This is a genomic window from Chitinophaga sp. RAB17, assembly GCF_052114225.1.
GTDB lineage: Bacteria > Bacteroidota > Bacteroidia > Chitinophagales > Chitinophagaceae > Chitinophaga.
The window spans coordinates 513,112-533,669 of record NZ_JBFREI010000002.1 but is presented as its reverse complement, the minus strand read 5'-3'; the positions used below and the strand labels follow the sequence as shown (position 1 = coordinate 533,669).

The 20,558-nt window shown below is 45.5% G+C and carries 19 protein-coding genes; 7 read left to right on the top strand and 12 right to left on the bottom strand.

The features are described from left to right. Positions 1 to 2: 2 nt before the first annotated feature. The 5 genes from mrdA to purD all read right to left on the bottom strand — a co-directional run bounded on the left by mrdA (position 3) and on the right by purD (position 6,156). Complete coding sequence (mrdA, locus tag AB4Z08_RS08235) at positions 3 to 1,940, bottom strand: penicillin-binding protein 2 (RefSeq protein WP_441573247.1); 1,938 nt, start codon at positions 1,938 to 1,940, stop codon at positions 3 to 5. A 52-nt stretch (positions 1,941 to 1,992) separates the two neighbouring features. Continuing rightward, positions 1,993 to 2,502, bottom strand: a complete 510-nt coding sequence (gene mreD / locus AB4Z08_RS08230; RefSeq protein WP_441573246.1) for a rod shape-determining protein MreD — start codon at positions 2,500 to 2,502, stop codon at positions 1,993 to 1,995. Further along, on the bottom strand, positions 2,499 to 3,386 hold the full coding sequence (mreC, locus tag AB4Z08_RS08225; protein WP_441573245.1) for a rod shape-determining protein MreC: 888 nt from the start codon (positions 3,384 to 3,386) through the stop codon (positions 2,499 to 2,501). Before mreC ends, mreD begins: the two co-directional genes overlap by 4 nt. 90 nt (positions 3,387 to 3,476) lie before the next feature. Further along, positions 3,477 to 4,514, bottom strand: a complete 1,038-nt coding sequence (locus AB4Z08_RS08220) for a rod shape-determining protein (protein ID WP_441573244.1) — start codon at positions 4,512 to 4,514, stop codon at positions 3,477 to 3,479. Positions 4,515 to 4,878: 364 nt separating this feature from the next. Then, positions 4,879 to 6,156 (bottom strand): phosphoribosylamine--glycine ligase, encoded by a 1,278-nt coding sequence (gene purD / locus AB4Z08_RS08215; protein WP_441573243.1) that lies wholly within the window; start codon positions 6,154 to 6,156, stop codon positions 4,879 to 4,881. 169 nt (positions 6,157 to 6,325) lie between these two features. On the opposite strand from purD, the gene AB4Z08_RS08210 reads away from it, so the two are divergent. The 3 genes from AB4Z08_RS08210 (at position 6,326) to AB4Z08_RS08200 (ending at position 10,917) form a co-directional block, all read left to right on the top strand. After that, positions 6,326 to 8,044 carry a peptide MFS transporter gene (locus AB4Z08_RS08210; protein ID WP_441573242.1) on the top strand — a complete coding sequence of 573 codons (1,719 nt, stop codon included), beginning with the start codon at positions 6,326 to 6,328 and terminating at the stop codon, positions 8,042 to 8,044. 185 nt (positions 8,045 to 8,229) lie between these two features. Further along, positions 8,230 to 10,281, top strand: a complete 2,052-nt coding sequence (locus tag AB4Z08_RS08205; RefSeq protein ID WP_441573241.1) for an OPT family oligopeptide transporter — start codon at positions 8,230 to 8,232, stop codon at positions 10,279 to 10,281. A 123-nt stretch (positions 10,282 to 10,404) separates the two neighbouring features. Continuing rightward, complete coding sequence (locus AB4Z08_RS08200) at positions 10,405 to 10,917, top strand: hypothetical protein (protein WP_441573240.1); 513 nt, start codon at positions 10,405 to 10,407, stop codon at positions 10,915 to 10,917. 134 nt (positions 10,918 to 11,051) lie between these two features. On the opposite strand, the gene AB4Z08_RS08195 is transcribed toward AB4Z08_RS08200, so the two are convergent. From AB4Z08_RS08195 to AB4Z08_RS08185, 3 genes are all read right to left on the bottom strand, one after another. Next, entirely contained in the window at positions 11,052 to 12,257 is a 1,206-nt protein-coding gene (locus tag AB4Z08_RS08195; RefSeq protein WP_441573239.1) for a DUF1501 domain-containing protein, read from the bottom strand. A 123-nt stretch (positions 12,258 to 12,380) separates the two neighbouring features. Beyond that, a complete protein-coding gene (locus AB4Z08_RS08190) occupies positions 12,381 to 13,829 on the bottom strand; it encodes a DUF1800 domain-containing protein (RefSeq protein WP_441573238.1) in 1,449 nt (482 codons plus the stop codon). A 258-nt stretch (positions 13,830 to 14,087) separates the two neighbouring features. Continuing rightward, entirely contained in the window at positions 14,088 to 15,296 is a 1,209-nt protein-coding gene (locus AB4Z08_RS08185) for a molybdopterin molybdotransferase MoeA (protein WP_441573237.1), read from the bottom strand. A gap of 47 nt (positions 15,297 to 15,343) precedes the next feature. Here AB4Z08_RS08185 and moaC point away from each other — a divergent pair, with 47 nt between their 5' ends. Further along, the gene (gene moaC / locus AB4Z08_RS08180; protein ID WP_441573236.1) at positions 15,344 to 15,829 is read left to right on the top strand and encodes a cyclic pyranopterin monophosphate synthase MoaC; all 486 of its coding nucleotides are present in this window, start codon (positions 15,344 to 15,346) and stop codon (positions 15,827 to 15,829) included. Further along, the gene (locus tag AB4Z08_RS08175) at positions 15,813 to 16,412 is read left to right on the top strand and encodes an NTP transferase domain-containing protein (RefSeq protein ID WP_441573235.1); all 600 of its coding nucleotides are present in this window, start codon (positions 15,813 to 15,815) and stop codon (positions 16,410 to 16,412) included. Before moaC ends, AB4Z08_RS08175 begins: the two co-directional genes overlap by 17 nt. A gap of 39 nt (positions 16,413 to 16,451) precedes the next feature. On the opposite strand, the gene AB4Z08_RS08170 is transcribed toward AB4Z08_RS08175, so the two are convergent. Both AB4Z08_RS08170 and AB4Z08_RS08165 read right to left on the bottom strand, forming a co-directional pair. Further along, complete coding sequence (locus tag AB4Z08_RS08170) at positions 16,452 to 16,853, bottom strand: molybdenum cofactor biosynthesis protein MoaE (protein ID WP_441573234.1); 402 nt, start codon at positions 16,851 to 16,853, stop codon at positions 16,452 to 16,454. 123 nt (positions 16,854 to 16,976) lie between these two features. Then, on the bottom strand, positions 16,977 to 17,210 hold the full coding sequence (locus AB4Z08_RS08165; protein WP_441573233.1) for a MoaD/ThiS family protein: 234 nt from the start codon (positions 17,208 to 17,210) through the stop codon (positions 16,977 to 16,979). A gap of 79 nt (positions 17,211 to 17,289) precedes the next feature. Between AB4Z08_RS08165 and AB4Z08_RS08160 the strand changes: the two genes are divergently transcribed. Together AB4Z08_RS08160 and moaA are read left to right on the top strand one after the other, a co-directional pair. Beyond that, a complete protein-coding gene (locus AB4Z08_RS08160; RefSeq protein WP_441573232.1) occupies positions 17,290 to 17,661 on the top strand; it encodes a DUF7009 family protein in 372 nt (123 codons plus the stop codon). Positions 17,662 to 17,666: 5 nt separating this feature from the next. Further along, on the top strand, positions 17,667 to 18,638 hold the full coding sequence (gene moaA / locus AB4Z08_RS08155) for a GTP 3',8-cyclase MoaA (RefSeq protein ID WP_441573231.1): 972 nt from the start codon (positions 17,667 to 17,669) through the stop codon (positions 18,636 to 18,638). Between the two features lie 67 nt (positions 18,639 to 18,705). On the opposite strand, the gene AB4Z08_RS08150 is transcribed toward moaA, so the two are convergent. Both AB4Z08_RS08150 and AB4Z08_RS08145 read right to left on the bottom strand, forming a co-directional pair. Then, entirely contained in the window at positions 18,706 to 19,449 is a 744-nt protein-coding gene (locus AB4Z08_RS08150; RefSeq protein WP_441573230.1) for a sulfite exporter TauE/SafE family protein, read from the bottom strand. Between the two features lie 2 nt (positions 19,450 to 19,451). Next, positions 19,452 to 20,537: a ThiF family adenylyltransferase gene (locus AB4Z08_RS08145; RefSeq protein ID WP_441573229.1), complete on the bottom strand. Its 1,086-nt coding sequence runs from the start codon at positions 20,535 to 20,537 to the stop codon at positions 19,452 to 19,454. Between the last annotated feature and the right edge of the window lie 21 nt (positions 20,538 to 20,558).

Genomic DNA, 20,558 nt, shown 5'->3' with positions numbered 1-20,558 from the left:
GGTTAAGGCTTCTTTTTCTTGATGATGGCATTACTATTCAATGAGTCCAGGTGCGATTTCGCCAACATTGCCGGATCTATTGTTACGGTTTCCATTACACTCTTCAACAACGGCTGACGTTTAGTAGAGATACTATCCTTCAGGTATTTTTCCATCATCAAACTGGCAATAGGCGCCGCATACTTTGCACCAAAACCCGAATTTTCCACGACTACGGCAATGGCTATACGGGCATGCTCGGCAGGTGCAAAGGCCACGAACATGGCATGGTTCTTCAACTTAACCCTGACACCATTCACGATACCATAGTTTTCTGCTGTACCGGTTTTACCACCAATGGTAATCCCTTCAATCTGTGCAATACGTCCGGTACCACTTTCCACCACATCTGTCATACCGTGAATTACCGCACTGTAGGCAGAATCAGAAATATGCGCTCCTTCGTGTTTCTGCTTGTACTTATCCAGCAGATGGGTATTGTCGTTATCGATACTGCTTACAAAGTGAGGAATATAGTAGGAACCACGGTTGGCTACAATACACATGGCGTTGGCCATTTGCAGGGGAGTTAACAACAATTCACCCTGTCCTATCCCGAGGAATACGGAGGTACAGGAATTCCAACTGCCTTTGTAGCGTGCGTCATAGTACTTTTTATCTGGTACTAGTCCGCGCCCTTCACTGGGAATATCAACGCCTATTTTATGTCCAAAGCCAAAGTTATTCATATAATCTGCCCACTTCTGCATACCACCTACTTTAATTCCTCCGAATTTGCCGGCATCCACGCTTAAGCGGTATACATGCGAAAAATAGGAGTTACAGGAGTGCGATAGTGCCAGTCGCAGGTTGGCGGCGTGTCCGGCATCATGGTGCTCACACTTGATAGGTCGTGAACAACCATAATAAGCCCCTCCGCAGGGGTAACCAAAGCTGGGAGTAATAACCCCTTCATCCAGTCCTACCAGGGCTATCATTGGCTTAAAAGTAGAGCCGGGAGGATAGGTAGCCTGGATGGCACGGTTAAAGAGTGGTTTAGTGGTATCTGTATAAAGTTTGCTGAAGTTGGCGCTTCTGTACGGACCTGTAAGCAGGTTAGGGTCAAAGCTCGGACCACTCACCATGGCCAGGATGCCGCCTGTTTGCGGATCTATGGCTACGATACTACCCGATTTACCCTTCATTAATTTTTCACCCAGTACCTGTAATTCTATATCCAGGGAGAGGCGGAGGTTTTTACCCGCTATCGCAGCACTATCAAATTCCCCGTTTTCGTAAGCACCCTGTGGTCTGTTGAGATTATCTTTAATCAGGTATTGTATACCGCGTTGTCCCATTAGCACGGGCTCATAGGTTTTCTCCAAACCTGTGAAACCGAGGTAATCACCGGAGTTGTAGGAGCTATAGTTCGCAGTATCTTTTAACATGGCCGGAGAGATTTCCGCAATATACCCGAGAATGTTGGCTGCAGCAGCATAAGGGTAGGAGCGGATTTGCCTGGGCACCAGTTCAAAGCCGGGAGAAAACAGGTACATGCTTTCCTGCAGCTGACCGAATACTTCCGGTGCCAGCAGAGGAGCAAAAACGGATTGTCTTACCCGCCCGTTTTTAACGATGGCGGTGATAATACGTTTTTTGAATTCGTCTTTATCTATTTTTAAGATATTACAGAGATAGCCGGTATCGATGCTCTTTACGCTGGCAGGAGTTACTACGAGATCGTACAATACGTCATTGCCGAGGATACTACGGTTTTGCCGGTCGTAAATGATACCACGACTGGGATATATAACCTTACGCAGCACGGCGTTGGCATCCGCCAGCTTGGCGTATTTCTTCTCGACGATTTGCAGAAAGAATAACCTGGTGATGATCAGAATTACCATCCCAAGTATAATCATCTGTATTACTCTCTTCCTGGGCTGATTAAATACTGACATGCTATTAAGGACGGATATATTTAAGTTACAAACCTACGTTAAAAAGCAGAAACTATTTCTTCGAGAAGAACAGCAATTCATACAGTACAATCAGGAAAAGACTGGCCAGTGTTGAAAAAACGATCTTCATTAAAAGGTATAGTACATTGCCCGTACCAAATACTTCCAGTGAAAAAAAGACAGCATGGTGCAGGAATACCAGGATCGCAGCATAGATGAGAAATTGCGATACGCCCATGCTGGTCATGGACGGCGTTTTCTGGGTAGTTTCAAAACCACCCTGTGGCGATAGGATATTGATAATAAACGGGCGCAGATAAGCGATGAATACACAGGCTGCAGCGTGCATACCAGGAGTATTCATAAACATATCCAATGCAAGCCCCATCAGCAACCCCATCAGCATCAGCGCCGGGCGTGGCAGATTAAAGGGCAGTGCCAGTATAAAAAGCATGTATAGATATGGGCTCACCAGCTGATGCAGCAATATTTCATTGAGCACAAACACCTGTATCAGCAACAGGAGCACAAAGCGGATTATATTTCTTAACAGTATACTCATTTAATCAACTTATACGTTGAATCTTCCAATCGTTGTTGTTCATCTCTCAGCAGGTTTTCTATCACATACACATATTGCAGGTTAAAGAAATTGGTGGCCAATTTCAACCGGATAGTAAACGAGGTGCTGGCTTTATCTCCTACAGCAATGTTTTCCACATAACCGATAGGAATATTTTCAGGAAACAGGGCAGAGAAACCGCTGGTTACTACTGTATCACCTTTGTGGATCTTTGCACTTTTGGGTACATCTTTCAACAGCGCATAGCCCGCATCTTCACCATCCCAGTGTACAGATCCCATTTCCTTCCCTTGTCCCAGACGGGCACTGATGGATACGGAATTGGATTTGGACAACATGGACAGTACCACAGAATAGTTATCACTCACACTTCTTACCACACCTACTACGCCACTGCTGCTGATAACGCCCATGTTAGGACGGATACCCTGCAGGCTGCCGCGGTGAATGGTAATGTAGTTAACAGGTTTATTGATAGAGTTATTGATCACTTTTGCAGAGAAGTATTCATAGCGGCGGATCTGTGTGCCTATGACTTTATGGGTAGTATCATCGCTGTACTGACGAACCGTATCGATTTTCACCCCATTGGTGGTAATCATGCTGTCGTAACTGGTTCGCAGGGCATTATGCAGTCGCATGTTTTCGTTCACCAGGCTATCGTTGGTCGACTTCAGGTGAAAGTAGTACTGCACATTATTATACTTGTCATATAACTTACCGCTGACATCGTTAGCGGAACTGAGGTAGGCTGTTCGCTGAAAATTATTATGCTGGAACACCAATACCAGACAAATCACTTCCAGCAGCAGAAATAAGAAGAAGTTAAAGTATCGCCTAAAGAAAATGATTAAATTTCGCACAAGCGCGCACTGGTTTTGAGATTTAGAGATTTACGGACTTTTCAACGTTGTTTGACCAACATCTCCAAATCCGTAAATATCAAAATAGTTTTATTGCATCAGGAACGGATACTTACCAACATGCTTTAACGCAATACCAGTACCTCTTACCACAGCGCGCAACGGATCGTCCGCTACATGCACAGGCAGTTTGATTTTTTGGGTAAGACGTTTATCCAGTCCGCGCAGTAAAGCACCGCCGCCGGTCAGGTATAAACCTCTACGATAAATATCTGATGCCAGCTCAGGAGGCGTTGTTTCCAGCGCTTTCAGGATGGCTTCTTCGATCTTAAAGATAGATTTGTCAAGGGCTTCCGCAATCTCCTGGTAAGATACCATGATTTGTTTGGGGATACCTGTTACCAGATCTCGTCCATTAACAGGAATATCATCTGGTGGGTTGTCCAGTTCTTTCAGGGCAGATCCGATATGTATTTTGATCTGTTCTGCCGTTCTTTCACCGATCAGCAAGCTATGATAGCGGCGCAGGGCTTCCATGATATCAGCAGTGAACTCGTCACCGGCAATACGGATACTCTGGTCACAAACAATACCTGCCAGGGCAATCACAGAAATACCGGTGGTACCACCGCCTATGTCAATGATCATATTACCTACCGGTTCTTCCACATCGATACCAATACCCAGTGCAGCTGCCATCGGCTCATGCAACAGGTATACTTCCTTCGCGCCTGCCTGTTCAGCAGAGTCACGCACGGCTCTCTTTTCCACTTCCGTAATACTGGAAGGAATGCAGATCACCATCCGCCAGCTTGGAGCAAATAATGGTTTCTTTGGATAAACCATTTTTATGAGTTCCCTGAGCATTCCCTCTGCGGCATTAAAATCCGCTATCACGCCATCTTTCAGGGGACGTATAGTACGAAGATATTCGTGTGTTTTTTCGTGCATCATCATGGCCTTCTTTCCAACTGCCACAATTTTGCCACTAGCCCGTTCTATCGCTACAATGGAAGGCTCGTCCACTACCACCTGGTCATTATGAATTATCAGCGTGTTCGCTGTACCAAGATCAATCGCGATTTCCTGCGTTAAAAAATTAAAAAATCCCATTGTTGATACGGTCAAAAATTAGAATGCAAAAATGAATAATTCCAACGAATATACGATGCAAAAAATGGATATTCTTGCAATAATACAGCTAAATATTAAAAAAAGTTATTTGTTGTGCAAACGGCATAGTAACTGCTCTCTTTATGCTCCGACCAGATGAACGGGATATCCCCGTTTTAATTGTTCCTACTGCCTAAAATTACGCCTTTACAAGTCCCGCTTTTCAATTGTCCTGTACCAGTCCTCCCAACTGTAGTATTCTCCTATCAACAGTTCGCGTTTAGCCATTAGCTGTTGGCTTTTAGTGTCTTAGGATCTTAGTGGTTCACTACCGCTTACATCCCTTGCTGCTAAAAGCTAACAGCTAATCGCTAAATCACTATACAAATTCGAATCCGATATCACGGCGATAACCCTTGCCTTCAAAGGTAATCTGCTCTGCTGTTTGCACAGAATGAGCCAATGCCATCGACAGGTTAGCAGCCAGTGAAGTAACAGACAATACACGACCGCCATTGGTCAGTACCTCATCGCCTTCCTGCCGGGTGCCGGCATGAAAAACAATCTGGTCGGACGTTGGAGCCGGAATACCACTTATCACCTTGTTCTTTTCATATGCTTCAGGGTATCCTTTTGATACCAGCATTACCGTAGCTGCAGCACGCTCATCGGCGTAAATAGTCTGTTCATTCAGCTGGCCGGATGCTACCGCATTGAACAACTCCAGTAAATCATTTTTCAAACGGGGCATTACTACTTCCGTTTCCGGATCGCCCATACGACAGTTATACTCAATCACGAAAGGCTCCCCTTCTACATTAATCAGGCCAAAAAAGACAAAGCCATTGTACACAATTCCCTCTTTAGACAAGCCTGCTATCGTAGGTCTGATCACCTGATCTTCTACCTTTTTCATGAAGACAGGATCCGCAAATGGTACCGGAGATACGGCGCCCATACCACCGGTATTCAGCCCCTGATCACCTTCTCCTATACGTTTGTAATCTTTTGCTTCAGGTAATATTTTATAGGAATGCCCATCGGTAATGGCAAAGACAGACAGTTCAATACCAGACAGAAACGCTTCTATCACCACTGTTTTGCTGGCCTCACCGAATTTGGCAGACTTAATCATTTGCTGAAATTCTGCTACCGCCTCCTCGTAAGAAGAAGTGATGATCACCCCTTTACCGGCGGCCAATCCATCTGCTTTTAATACGATTGGTAAGGAGTGCTGCTGAATGTAAGCAACTCCCTCTTCATAGTTATCAACGTTAAACTCACGGTAACCAGCGGTAGGAATGTTGTTCCGCTCCATGAAAAGCTTGGCATATGCCTTACTTCCTTCCAGCTGTGCACCTTCCTGTGAAGGACCCATTACCGGGATATGTTGCAGGGCAGCATCCTTTTTGAAGAAATCATAGATCCCGTTCACCAGGGCCTCTTCAGAACCAGGCATCACCAGGTCAATAGCATTGTCCAGGCAAAAGGACTTTATCTTTTCAAACTCACTCACCCCCATGTTTATGTTCTTACCGCATTGGGCGGTACCGGCGTTCCCCGGAGCAATAAACAGTTGACCGCAAAGCGGGCTTTGTGACATTTTAAGGGCCAGTGCGTGTTCCCGACCACCACTTCCAAGTAATAGTATGTTCATATGAATTGCCTAATAAATGCAGATGCGAAAGAAAGTGCAAAGAAAGATCAAAAAAGCGCAAAAAATGAGCATTTATACCATTTTTTTACGCAGATAACCGAATTTATTTAACTTGCCATATTTAAAGGTTCTCGAAATCTAAACAACTATTGCTAAAACTAACCAATTTATGATGCAAACTGCTGTTGCACAAGAGTCCCCTATTGCCTCGCAGAAGGGCCACCCTAAAGGGCTCTCCGTATTATTTGCCACGGAAATGTGGGAACGGTTTAATTTTTATGGTATGCGGGCGTTGTTAACGCTCTTCCTGGTAAATGCACTGGCTTTCTCTGAAGCAGATTCCTCTATCATCTATGGTGGTTTCCTGGGATTATGTTACCTGACCCCTATGCTGGGTGGCTACATCTCTGACCGCTACCTCGGTAACAGAAACTGTATTATATTAGGTGGTTTTGTAATGGGTACCGGGCAATTGCTCATGGTACTTAGCGGCATCCTATACGCCACAAACGTCGAAACCGCCAAAATGATCGTATGGCTTGCACTCTTTATAATCATTATAGGTAATGGCTTCTTCAAACCCAACATCTCTTCTATGGTGGGTCAGTTGTATCCAAAAAATGACAGCCGTCTCGATTCTGCCTTTACCATCTTTTACATGGGCATCAACATGGGCGCCTTCCTGGGTATGTCTATTTGTCCTATCCTCGGCGATGTGAAAATAGAAGCCACTGGAGTAAGAGTGGTTAGCGCCTTCAAATGGGGATTCCTCGCTGCCAGTATCGCCATGTTCCTTGGCACCATCCTCTTTTACTTCCTGAAAGATAAATATGTAGTAACGCCTGCAGGTGAAGCTATCGGCGGCAAACCCGACTTCTCCAAATCTACCGGCACTACCGCCAGCGGTGAAGCAGACAAAGCCAACTTCACTACTACTGCTATCTTCGGCGTACTTGTGTTAATGGTGGTACTCTTCTTCGGTATTCACTACCTGTCTATCGACCCCAATCCAATCAAGTCATGGATATATCCATTTATATATGCCGCTGGTATCAGCCTTGCTGTATTGATCCTTACCGATAAATCTATTACCAAAGTAGAAAGACAAAGAATAACTGTGATCTACTTTGTCGCATTCTTTGTAATCTTCTTCTGGGCTTGTTTTGAACAGGCGGGATCCTCCCTCACATTCATAGCCGACTATCAAACTGATCGCCGCATTTTTGGATGGGACATGCCGCCAAGCCTTGTACAAAACGCCAACTCTATCTTTATCATCGTATTTGCATTGCCTTTCAGCTGGTTATGGCTGAAATTACAACAACGCAACCTGGAACCGATTTCTCCGGTAAAACAATCACTGGGACTGGCATTGCTGTCATTGGGCTTTTTCATCATTGCCATTCAAATGAAAAGTCTGGGCGCTGGTGAAAAACTGGGTGTAAGCTGGTTGATCCTGATGTACCTGTTCCACACCCTCGGTGAATTGTGCTTATCCCCAATAGGCTTATCACTGGTGTCTAAACTGGCTCCTCACCGTTTCTCCTCTTTGCTGATGGGTGTTTGGTTCCTGGCCAATGCCGCCGGTTACGCGCTGGCTGGTACCCTCGGCGCATTGCTTCCACCTACTATGGACAAATACGAGCTGGCTACCAAAAACGGTATCGACCTGAAAGGCATACTGGATGGTACTATTAGCGCCACCGCACAACAACTTGATAAATTACACGAACTTAAACTGGCTGCACATTACCCTACTTTTGCAGGTTTCACTATTCACAACCTCTATGAATTTTTCATGGTGTTTGTGATCCTGCCAGGTGCTGCTGCCGTTCTATTGTTCCTGTCTAACAGCTTCCTGAAAAAATGGATGCATGGCGTTAGATAAGCACAATACCATATAATTGAAAGAGGGAAGCGGATTTAAATCCACTTCCCTCTTTTTTTATGCGAACCGTTTATATTAATACTGTGGTATAACTATATGACTATTTAGTATCATTGCACGACTAATGCGGTATTTTCACTATATTAAATAGTACAACATTCTACCTGTAAATTATAAATACATTTATGTCTGACAACAATTTCAAGCCTTTTGTTCCACCTGGCGTACAAATGAAGGAGTTTACACTCAAGTCTATTTTATTGGGTTGTATCTTCGGTATTATCTTCGGCGCAGCTACCGTATACCTGGCGCTGAAAGCGGGTCTCACCGTTTCCGCTTCTATTCCTATTGCCGTTATTGCTATTACTTTAGGGAGAAAATTTTTCAACACCACCATTCTTGAAAACAATATTATCCAGACGACCGGCTCCGCAGGGGAATCCATTGCTGCCGGTGTAGTATTTACCCTCCCGGGCTTCTTATTCCTGAGTGACGGCGGTGGCACCCAGTTCTTCAACTACTTTACCATCCTCATCCTGGCCATCTTTGGAGGTATCCTGGGTACGCTGATGATGATTCCACTACGAAAATCACTGATTGTAAAAGAACATAAAACCTTACCCTATCCGGAAGGTACCGCCTGTGGCGACGTACTCATAGCAGGAGAGAAGGGCGGCGACTTTGCCAAAACAGCTTTCTATGGACTCGGTTTTGCCTTTGCTTATGCCATCTTTCAAAAGATCCTGCATGTGATTGCGGAAACACCGGAATACATGACCAAACAGGCCAGTAAATTTTTCCCTTCTGCCAAAATCAGCGCTGACATCACACCTGAGTACATGGGAGTTGGGTATATTATCGGACCCCGTATTGCCGGAGTACTGGTAGCTGGTGGTGTGCTGTCGTGGCTGGCACTCATTCCGTTGCTGGCTTCCCTGCTGCCCGCAGATACTATTGCTACCCAACTGGTGAAAATAGGCTACCTGGCCAACCTGCAAACACCAGGCGGACAAGGTAACTGGAATCCGCTCACCCATACCTTTACAGACTATTCTGCAGCAGTATATTATGCGTATGTAAGACAAATTGGTGCCGGAGCAGTGGCTGCCGGTGGTTTCATCACACTGCTGAAAACAATACCTACTATTATATCTTCTTTCAAAGGAAGTTTAGGTGCTATAAAAGATGGCTCTGAAAACGCCGGTACAAAAGGAAGTATACCCAGAACAGAAAAAGACCTTAGCCTGAAAGTGGTACTCTTTGGTAGTCTTGCCCTCATTCTGCTGATGGCTTTTCTGCCACAGCTGCCAGGCGATTCTATCGGCAAAAAATTACTGGTAGGTTTACTGGTAGTGGTATTTGGCGCCTTCTTCGTAACAGTATCCAGTCGTATTGTAGGCCTGATTGGCTCTTCCAACAATCCTATTTCGGGTATGACCATCGCTACGCTGATGGGGACCTGCCTGGTATTTATTGCAGTAGGCTGGACTGGTAAAGTATATGAGCCTATGGCCCTGGTAGTAGGTGGTATGATTTGTATCGCTGCCGCCAATGCCGGTGGTACTTCACAGGATCTGAAATCCGGATACATTGTGGGCGCAACGCCTATGTATCAGCAGTTAGCATTGTTTATTGGCGCTATCGTATCTTCTATCGTTATTGGTTTAACAGTAAAGTTTTTAGATAAGCCTACGGCAGACATGATAAAGCATGGTGTAATAGATCATGCGATTGGCAGCTCCTACTATCCTGCACCACAAGGCACGCTCATGGCTACACTGGCCAAGGGAATCCTGTCATTTAACCTCGACTGGCAATTTGTGCTGGTAGGTGTATTCCTGTCTATTACCATGGAACTGTGTGGTGTAAACTCTCTTTCTTTTGCGGTAGGTGCTTACCTGCCGTTGTCTACTACACTTCCAATCTTCACCGGTGGTGCCATCCGTGGCCTGGTAGACTACAAACAAAAGAAAGCCAACAAAAAGGTTTCTCCGGAAGAAGAAGAACTGGGTAAAGGTAATCTCTTTGCTACAGGGCTGGTAGCCGGTGGGGCAGTGGCGGGCGTTATCATCGCCATCCTGGCTGGTTTCGACAAGTCTGCGGAGGTACTCGCCAAATTAAATAACCAGGAAGTACTTACCAATATCCTGGGTCAGGGAGGTTATTATATAATAGGTTGCGCCTTTTTTGCGTTTATGGGCTGGTACCTGTACCGCACCGCACGTAAAGCTAATTAGCCAACTTTTCAAGATAAGGGCGATGCCGGTAACTGGGTGTAACAATCCATTACCGGCATCCGTTTTTGTATTTAAATGTTTAATTTAGTCGCGGAATAATTAAAACTGTTTATAATATAACCTATGCGTATATTAATTACCGCACTGCTCAGCGCCATCACATTGCTGAGCATTTCCTGTGGAAAGGATAAAAAAGACGATAGCCTCCAGCGCAGATTTATATCAATGAAACTAGATAACAAAATCTATCTTTCAGAAAGCCCCAAAGGCACCATTTACGTACCTAACCTTACAGATGAGAATCCGGATAATGACTATCCCAAGATGGAGCTCACTGGCCAAACCTATGGAGGAGACCAGGTATCCTTTACATTGGCTACTGCCGCCCTGCCCTTTAAAGCAGGTGTGTATGCGGCCACTAAAAAAGGAAACAGCATGCTGATGATGCTGGCCAGTACTTATACCACCCTCACTTCAGAAGGAAGTACCGATTTTTATATCACTATTACACGTATAGACAACGTTACTGTAGAAGGTACCTTTACCGGTACACTGAAAGAAACCACCGGCGCCGGTGGACCCAGAGCTGTAAGAGATGGTAATTTCAGAGCTATCATTACACAGGTAAGCCAGTAGAGCTTTTAGCCGTTAGCTGTTAGCTTTTAGCAAAATGCAGCGGAGATGAATATTGATAACAAACGCAGGGGAGACCAGTATATACTGGTCTCCCCTGCATTTTGCTAAAAGCTAAAAGCTAACGGCTAAAAGCTCTAAATAAATTCCATGTGCGGATATTGCATCCGGAGCACTTCCCGGTCATCCGCCCCCAGCCACTTGCTTAACAAGGTGGCATATACACTCTTAAAGTCCACTTTATATTGCAGATCACCATCTTTTAAATTCATCAGATCAGGGCCTTCATTGATAAATCCTGGCTGCTTTAATCCCCCGCCTACCAAAAACATATTGTTTGCAGTGCCGTGATCGGTGCCACCACTGGCATTTTGACTCACCCTACGGCCAAATTCCGAAAAGGTCATCACTACTACATCCTGGAAACGGTTGTTCTTTTTAAGGTCGCCGGTAAATACCGTCAGGGCATCGCTTAGCTGGCCAAACAACCGCGCCTGCTGATCCTGCTGATTTACGTGCGTATCAAAACTACCATGCGATACATAGTAAACTTTTGTATTGATATCAGACATCACCAGGTTGGCAATGGTTCTCAGATTTTTACCCAGCTCTGTATTGGGATAAGCTTCGGTCGACTTATACGTTTTGAATTGCTGTTGAATATAAGCAGCAGAAGAAATAGTTTCTCCCATGGTTTTATACAGGTAATCCACGTTGCTGTGATGATCATCACCGGCAGGATGCTGTTGCAACAGCTCTTTAAAATACTGGTCGTTGCTGGTCCCGAAGAGCCGCGTTGGATCTGTCACGGCAAGCCCTTTATCATTATCTCCTTTTAAAGCAAGACTCAGGGTATCATCTATTTCAAGTGCCTGTGTTGGTTTATCACAGCCTTTGCATTGCGCATCCAGATAGCGCCCTATCCAACCATCAGACCAGTATTCATTTGACTGACTGGCGGAATGCCAGATATCCATGGAACGGAAATGTGAACGATCAGGATTAGGGTATCCTACATTATTCAGTATGCCTAGTGATCCATCATCATACAATGCTTTTAATCCTTTTAATGCAGGATGTATACCCAGGTCATCATTCAATGCTAATGCCGCTTCTCTCTTGATACCCAGTGATGGCCTGGAGCTGTAATAAATATCATTGCGATAGGGTATGATGGTATTAAGTCCGTCATTGCCACCGGACAATTGTATAATCACCAATATCTTGTTGCCGGGAGGAACCAGTGCTCCTCTCTCCAACGCTTTCAGGAATTTGGGCATCATCACTGCAGCCGAAGCCAGCGAGCCCACCTGTAAAAAACGACGCCTGTTAAGAATCAGCATATAATATTTTTAGCTATTAGTCATTAGCAGTCAGCTCCGGCGAACTGCGTTTTGTCGTTATGTTGCTGTTGACTTTTTGATCTGTTGGCAACCAGCTAAAAGCTAACTGCTAAAGGCCAAAAGCTAACACAATTGGTACTCCGGCGTACTCATCACATCAATGGTCACCGTTTTAATATAGTTGTCCCGGCTACTGCTGTCTGCATATTTCTCCAGCATAGACCGGTTAATCTGATTGGTTTGTTGCAGCAATATGCCGGCAATTTCGTTGGCCAGATTTTCCCGGGGCACATCGCTGAATCCCTGTATATAAGGACTCCAATCGATCGTTGCATTTACCTTTTTGGCAAATTGCCGTTTGAGAAAATCATTGATCTGCAAAGTCATTTTATAATTACCGCCTTCTCCCATTTCCGGTGTTAATTCTTTCGGCATCACATTAAATGCCTGAGAATATAAAATCACCTGTGGCACACGTAGGCGGAACATCAGGCTGGAACTATCTATCCAGTTACGTCCCCCTGGCCAGCCGGCCACATTGGGCGGATAAAAAAGGAGTTGTCCCAGTACCCGCTGGAACAATAACATAGTTTCCTCTTTTTCAAAAGTCATGGGAATTGCCCGGCGAATACCCACCAGCAACTCCACGGGCGATTTAATACGATTACCAACGATGCTGCTGTCGTAGAACCAGTCGGCCATAAAGATTTCCCGCATCAACGATTTTATGTTGTACCCCGAGTGATAAAACTTTTCAGACAACGTTGCAATACGTGCTTCATCAGGTGTTTCGCTGACAAAATATTTATAGATTTTTGTAGTAATAAATTTCGCCGTCTGCTTTTGCTCCAGCAGTATTTTCAGTACATCATCGCCATTAAAATTCCCTTCTTTCCCCAGCAACGATTTGATACCGTCATCATGTTGTTTATCGCGGAATGCAAACGTACCTCCTTCATCAAAACCCCATCCGGTAAATGATCTCGCCGCTTCTTTCACATCCTGTTCGGAATAGTTACCCCTTCCCAGCGTAAAGAGCTCCATCACTTCGCGTGCAAAGTTTTCGTTGGGATGTTGCTTACGGTTTTGCTGATTATTCAGGAATTGCAACATCGCGGGGCTTTTGGACACTGCACTCAGCAAGTCGCCGAAATCTCCCAGCGCATTGTCACGTATAACCGCCAGCAATTGCTGGTTAAATAATATATTTTGTGTACGACACGCAAAATGACCATGCCAGAAAAGACTCATTTTCTCACGCAGCGGATGCTCACTTTTTATCATCGCAGTGACCCAGGCTACATTCAGATCTTTAATGCCCTGGTTATTCATCTCCCGCAAATTTTTCCTTTCTTCGGGTGTCATGGTTTTAAGCTTCCGGTAATCCGGAAGATCACTAACAGCCACTACATCCACCGATATCGGCGGTTTCTTTACAGGGCCAATGAGCACCTTATTCACAATTTCTTTTCGCCTTCTACTTTCCCAGTCTGAGATAACGGGGAGGGTTTCTCCAAAGCCAGCGCGCCAGGCAAGATGTTGTAATTGGGTTTTGTGGACAACTTCGGCCATAAGCAAATTATTTATGATAAGACTGCCAAATGTCTGGCGGGTTTAAAGGATCAGCTATTGTTTGTTTCGCTGTTCTGGCAAGCAGAACATTTACTTCTTTGCGTATATACGGAATCGTTGTGAGCTATATGGTTTAGTATCAAAGCATTCCAGCGCCGGCGGGTTAATATTGCCGTTATGGGTTACGGCAAAGAAATATCTCTTCATCAGCGTGTATACTTTATCGTTGTATAAAACCTCCGATCCTTTGATTATTGCCTAACGAAAGCGCCATACCTGGTAGGTGCTTCCTTTTTCAAAAACATTTTCTTCCGATGGCAACGTAAGAAAAGCATCTGCTTTCAACAAACTGGCCAGATCGCCGGAACCCTGATAGGGTTGCGGAATAGCGATCATCCTGCCATCGGGTTCTGATTGCAGTTTTACCGGCAAATAATATTCCAGTGCTGCATCAAAAATAACTTTCTCTGATAACTGCGCATAGCAAGGTTCCTGTAAAGTAGCGCCCATAGCAGACTGTATCCATGGCTGTACATATCTGTAAAAACACATAAATCCTGAAACAGGGTTGCCCGGCAGGGCAAACACGACAGGACCTTCATTGAAACGCCCAAACAGGAAAGGCTTTCCAGGTCTTTGCTGTACTTTATGAAAAACCTGTTGCATACCCAGTTGCTGTAAAACAGCAGGGAGATAATCAAATTTACCTGCACTCACTGCGCCTGAACTGATCCAGATATCTGTTTCCTCCAGTAATGATTGCAGCTGTTCCCGCATTTCTTCGGCTTCATCATTCAGATGTAGGTAACGGGCTTTAATACCCATCTGCTCTAATGACGCCAGCATACTGTATACATTAGACATACGGACCTGGTGAAGCGCCGGGGTAGTGTGCACAGGTACCAGTTCATTACCGGTGGCAATGAGTACCACCCTGGGCTGTTTGCTGACCAGCACATTAGTTTTACCTACAGTAGCTAATACACCCGCTTCTGCAGGCCCTATCAAGGTACCAGGAGGGATGAGTACAGCGCCGGTGGCAATATCAGATCCTATTCTATGAATATTTTGTCCTTTTTTTACGGCTTTATGTACGGTGAAGCGGCGAAAACCTTCGTGTTCAGAGGGGGTCAGGTGTTCGTAAGGAATAACGGTATCTGTCATTTCCGGCAGAATAGCCCCTGTCATCACTTCTATGCAGTTAGCCGTATTGGAGAGTTGCAACTGCGGCATACCCGCAGCCTGTATGTCTTCCACGCCAAAAATATGTTGCCCCCGGGCAAAGCTGTCGTAGTTAACAGCAATACCGTCCATGGTGATGCGGTCAAATGGCGGGAAAGGCCTGTCGGCCAGTACAGACTCCCGCAAAATACGGCCGGTGGCGGATTCAAAAGGCACCGTTTCGGTACCCAGGTCCCGCACAGTTTGTATGACAGCCTTAAATGCAGCAGCAACAGTCAACATCATTTTGAATTACTTTTGTGGAAGGTGAACTTGTTTAAATTTATGCTTTTATGTCCAATGAATCAAGTGGTGGTTTTTCTCACCTGAACGAAAGCGGTCGGCCGGCAATGGTAGATATCAGCGGCAAATCGGATACTTATCGTATAGCCGTTGCCGAGAGTCGTGTTTTTTTACCACAGATAGTGCTGGACCAATTCCAGGGACAGGACATTCAAACCCGCAAGGGTGGTGTATTTCAAACCGCTATCATTGCAGGAATTATGGCAGCAAAAAAAACACCGGAGCTTATTCCGCTTTGTCATACCTTACTACTGGATGGTTGTGATGTAAAAATACAACTCGAAGAAACAGAAGCAGTTATCCGCTGCACTGTTAAAACCACGGGTAAAACAGGTGTGGAAATGGAAGCCCTCACCGGCGCCAGCCTAGCAGCCCTCACCATTTACGATATGTGTAAAGCACTCACGCAGGATATGGTTATCAGAGAAACCAAACTGATCAGCAAAACAGGTGGCAAACATGACTATACAAGGTAATACGCCTCCTTTGAAAGGACTGGTGCTATGCGGTGGCTTCAGCACCCGCATGCAGGAAGATAAGAGCAGCATTGCTTATCATGGCATGCCGCAATGGCAATACCTGGTAACGCTATTGCAATCTTTTTTAGCAGAAGTATATATTTCATGCAGAACAGAACAGCAGGATAACTTTTCCGCGTATCCGCATCTGATACCGGATAGCGTTTCCTCCGGCGGACCTTCTGCCGGACTGCTCAGTGCCCATGCAGGACAACCCGCAACAGCCTGGCTGGTACTCGCCTGCGACCTGCCCCTGCTCAGCAAACAAAGCCTGGAATTACTGATTCAATCAAGGGATGCCACTAAATCAGCTACTTCTTTTATAAGCCCTTTTAATGATTCGCCAGAGCCTCTGATCGCCATCTGGGAGCCCACCGGATTAGCCGCACTGCAGCAAAATGTGATCGCCGGGAAAAATTGTCCGCGCAAAACCATGCTGAACATGGATATTACTTTGCTGCAAAACCCATATGCCACCGAGCAATTTAATGCAAATACACCAGAGGAAAAAGCAACGGTACTTTCAAACTTAGGGCTGTAAATCGGGATGCCTTTTATAGGAGAGCACATTTAAAAATGCTCAGACAATTTCCCCATCTGCAAAAAATTCCTTTTTCCAGATAGGCACCGTCTCTTTAAGGGTATCTATCACATATTCACAGGCATCAAAGGCAATACCGCGGTGCGCGGAGGCTACCGCTATCACTACAGCTATATCTCCCGGATATTTATCTCCTACTGCATGCAGCATCACCAGCTTCTGTATATCCCACTTTTCCTGCACCTGCCCGGCTATTTTCTGCATCTCAGATATTGCCATGGCTTCATAACATTCATAGTAGAGTTTAAGAACTTCCCTTTGTTTGGTATGATTTCGTACGGTACCGGCAAAAATAACCTCTCCACCGCACTCCGGCGCTTGTATAAAGTCCAGTGCTTCCTGCACAGTAATGATTTCTTTAATGTTTATTAATACTTCCATCTTATAAATACTAAAAACCAGGTTTTATGGGACTTTATCTCCCTTTACTCCATCATTTCAAGTCCACATCAAGTCCACCTCATCCCCGCATCAAGTCCACCTCATCCCCACATCAAGTCCACCTCAACCCCCACTTACCGGCGGTATTACGGCAATTTCATCCCGGGCGCCAATCAGCTGCGCATCCGTGGCATAAGCCCTGTTTACCGCTATCATCATGGATTTGAGCTGTTGCAGGGAAGGATACACTTCATAAAGCCATGCCTTCAGCGCCGCCACATCCGTGATATGTGCAGGTTTCTCCAACACCGGTACACCAGCAATATCCTTTGCTGCTCCAAACAGTAATATCCCCATACTCGTTAAATTGTTGGTTAAAACTACAATATAGCCCCGATAAAGTAGTAATTTTAATACGGCAGTTAAATCATTTTTCATGAAAATACGGTTAAGAGGTAATAGCATCAGATATCGCCTGGACAAAACGGATATAGAACTACTGGAAACTACCGGCAAAGTGGAATCTATCACCCATATTGGTGCCGGCATCCTCCATTTCTGCGTACGCGGTAAGGAAATCACGGATCCCATCATTAAACTGGAACAGGACGGTGTTCACCTGTTGGTACCCCTTGCACGCCTGGCCGACTGGTATGCACCGGAGCAGGTAGGATTTGAACTCATTCTGCCCAATGCGGACGGATCAGAACTAAAAATCCTGGTAGAAAAAGATTTTAAATGCCTCACAGAGAGAAACGAAGACGAAAGTCAGTCATTCGATAATCCAATGGCCGGCCAAAACTGCTGATAAAAATGCTCACGGATGCTCATCATCGTACCATCGATTACGTTAGACTGTCGGTAACAGACCGGTGCAATCTCCGATGCACCTACTGCATGCCGGAAAATATGCATTTTGTACATAAAGCAGCATTACTGACCGATCATGAAATCATCTCCCTGCTGCAAATACTCGCAGCAGCAGGTATTTCCAAAGTAAGAATTACTGGTGGAGAGCCCTTTCTACGGCCAGGCTTGATGACACTGCTGGAAAAAATAAAAGTAATACCCGGGATCAAAGAAATTGCGATCACCACCAATGGCGTACTTACACAACGGCATATTCCGGCACTGCATCAACTGGGGATCACCAACATCAACCTCAGTCTGGATACTTTGCAGGCAGCACGTTTCGTACAGATAACGCGCCGCAACAGGTTCACTACAGTAATGGATACACTCCAAAGCCTGCTGCAGCATAACATGCAGGTAAAAATCAATGCGGTAGTGATGGAAAATGTAAATACAGATGAGCTCATCGCTTTCGCTGCACTTACCCGCGACAACGCGCTTTCAGTAAGGTTCATAGAAGAAATGCCGTTTAACGGACAAGGACATTCATTCTCTGGTATCACCTGGAACTATCATAAAATACTGGATACTATCAGTGAAACATATCCGCTGCAGAAAATAAACGACGCCCCCCATTCTACATCGCTCAATTATCACATCCCCGGCCATAAAGGCAATATTGGCGTTATTCCCGCCTACAGTCGTACTTTTTGCGGTACCTGCAACCGGCTTCGTATATCCGCCACCGGTAGTATGAAAACATGCCTCTACGGGAATGATGTATTGAACATAAAAGAAATGTTGCAGCATGACGCACAAGGACTGTTACCTGCTATACAAACCGCCATACATGCACGGTTTGCCAATGGATTTGAAGCAGAACAGCAGCACACCGAAAAAAATATGGAAAGCATGTCCATCATCGGTGGATAAAGCCAGCCACTGATCGTTGCCGGCTCCGGCTATTGAAAATCCTCTTTTATATTAACAAATACCCGCTTTACTTTATCAGCATTCTTACGCCGGCATATAAAATCAACACCGCAGTAGCACCTGCTACCCACCTGGGTTTCAGCACTTTCGCGCTCAACAGCGCACCTATTTGCCCGCCGGCAATAACGGCCAGTAATAGTGGTCCTGTAAACTTCAGATCAAATACGATTGCATGTTTTGCGGCCTGACCAGCTAAACCGGCGATAGAATTTACCAGGATAAAAAAGCTGCTTAGTCCGGCGATATTCTTTGCCGTGTCGTACTTGCCCAAACGTAATACCGGCGACAAATAAATGCCGCCGCCAATACCCGTCATCCCGGATAGTAATCCAATGGCGCCACCAATAATACCGTATACCACCCCATTTCCCTTTTCAGCAGGGATAATGGGCTCCTCCCGCTCAAAAAACAAGCGATAACACATTACCAGGGCAGCCAGCGTGAGCGCAATACCCAACACCAGGAAAAACGTAGCCTGCTTCATAGGCAGGTAACTACCCAGAAAAGCCAGCGGCACGCTCACCAGCGACAGCTGCCAGGCCTTTTTCAAAGGCAGATGTCCGCTTTTATAAAAGTGATAAACGCCACCCACCACTACGGCTACATTACATAACAATGCAGTGGATTTCATCAGCTGAAAATCTATGCTCCACAGCGCCAGGATAGCCAGATAGCTGGAGCCACCTCCAAAACCGGCAGCAGAATAGGCCAATGCTACCAGGAAAAAAAGTAAACAGAGTTCTGTGATCACGGTTAGTAAGTTTGCATCTGATCATCTATTACACTAGCCCAGGCATGAATGCCACCTTCTACATTATATACCCGGTTAAAACCGAGTTCTGTTAAACGCTGTGCTACCGCCCGGCTACGCATGCCATGGTGACAAATCACCGCAATAGGTGCTTCCGCCGGCAAGGCATCTGTCTGCTGCAATACACGTCCCATCGGAATATGCAAGGACCCCGGTATATGACATATTTCCCACTCATCCTCTTCTCTTACATCCAGCAACATAAAGCGGGTACTGCTTCGCAGCCACTCCTGCAGTTGTTGCACAGATAAGGATTGTACACCTTCCATTTCACAAACGGTTTGTTGATAATTATTTTGCAGTGCCGTAATCTGACGGTTGGCCGCTACCGGCGTAATATTAAATACCATCTGGGTATTATGCAGAGTATCTATGGTCATTAGCTGGTTACGGAGCGGAGTGCCAATACCTGTAATCACTTTCACTGTTTCATTGGCCTGGTAACAGCCTATCAGTCCAGGTAGTACACCCAGTACGCCAATATCATTACAGTTGAGCATTTCACCGCTTTCCGGCGCTTCCGGGAAAATGCAGCGATAGGTAGCCCCTTCCTGGTAATTAAATACACTTACCTGTCCCTCATATTTGTAGATAGCGCCATACACCAGTGGTTTACCGGTAATCACGCAGGCATCATTGACAAGGTAACGGGTACCAAAATTATCTGAGCAGTCTACTACTACATCGTAAGCACGGAATAGTTCCAGTGCATTTTCTGTAGTCAGCCAGGTATCGTGTATAACATGTGATACTTCCGGGTTCAGCTGTTGCAGGCGGGAGGCTGCCAGTTGCACTTTAGAGATGCCCTGATCCGCCGTGGTATAGAGTACTTGTCTTTGCAGGTTGGTTACATTCACGGTATCATGTTCTACAATCCCGATCGTCCCCACCCCCATCGCGGTAAGGTATTGCAATACCGGCACACCGAGGCCACCAGCACCTATTACGAGTACTTTCGCCTGTTGCAGTAAAGCTTGTTTTTCAGGCCCAAATCCTTCCAACCGGGTCTGACGGTCATATCGATCCATGCTGTTTCATTTAAACCTTAA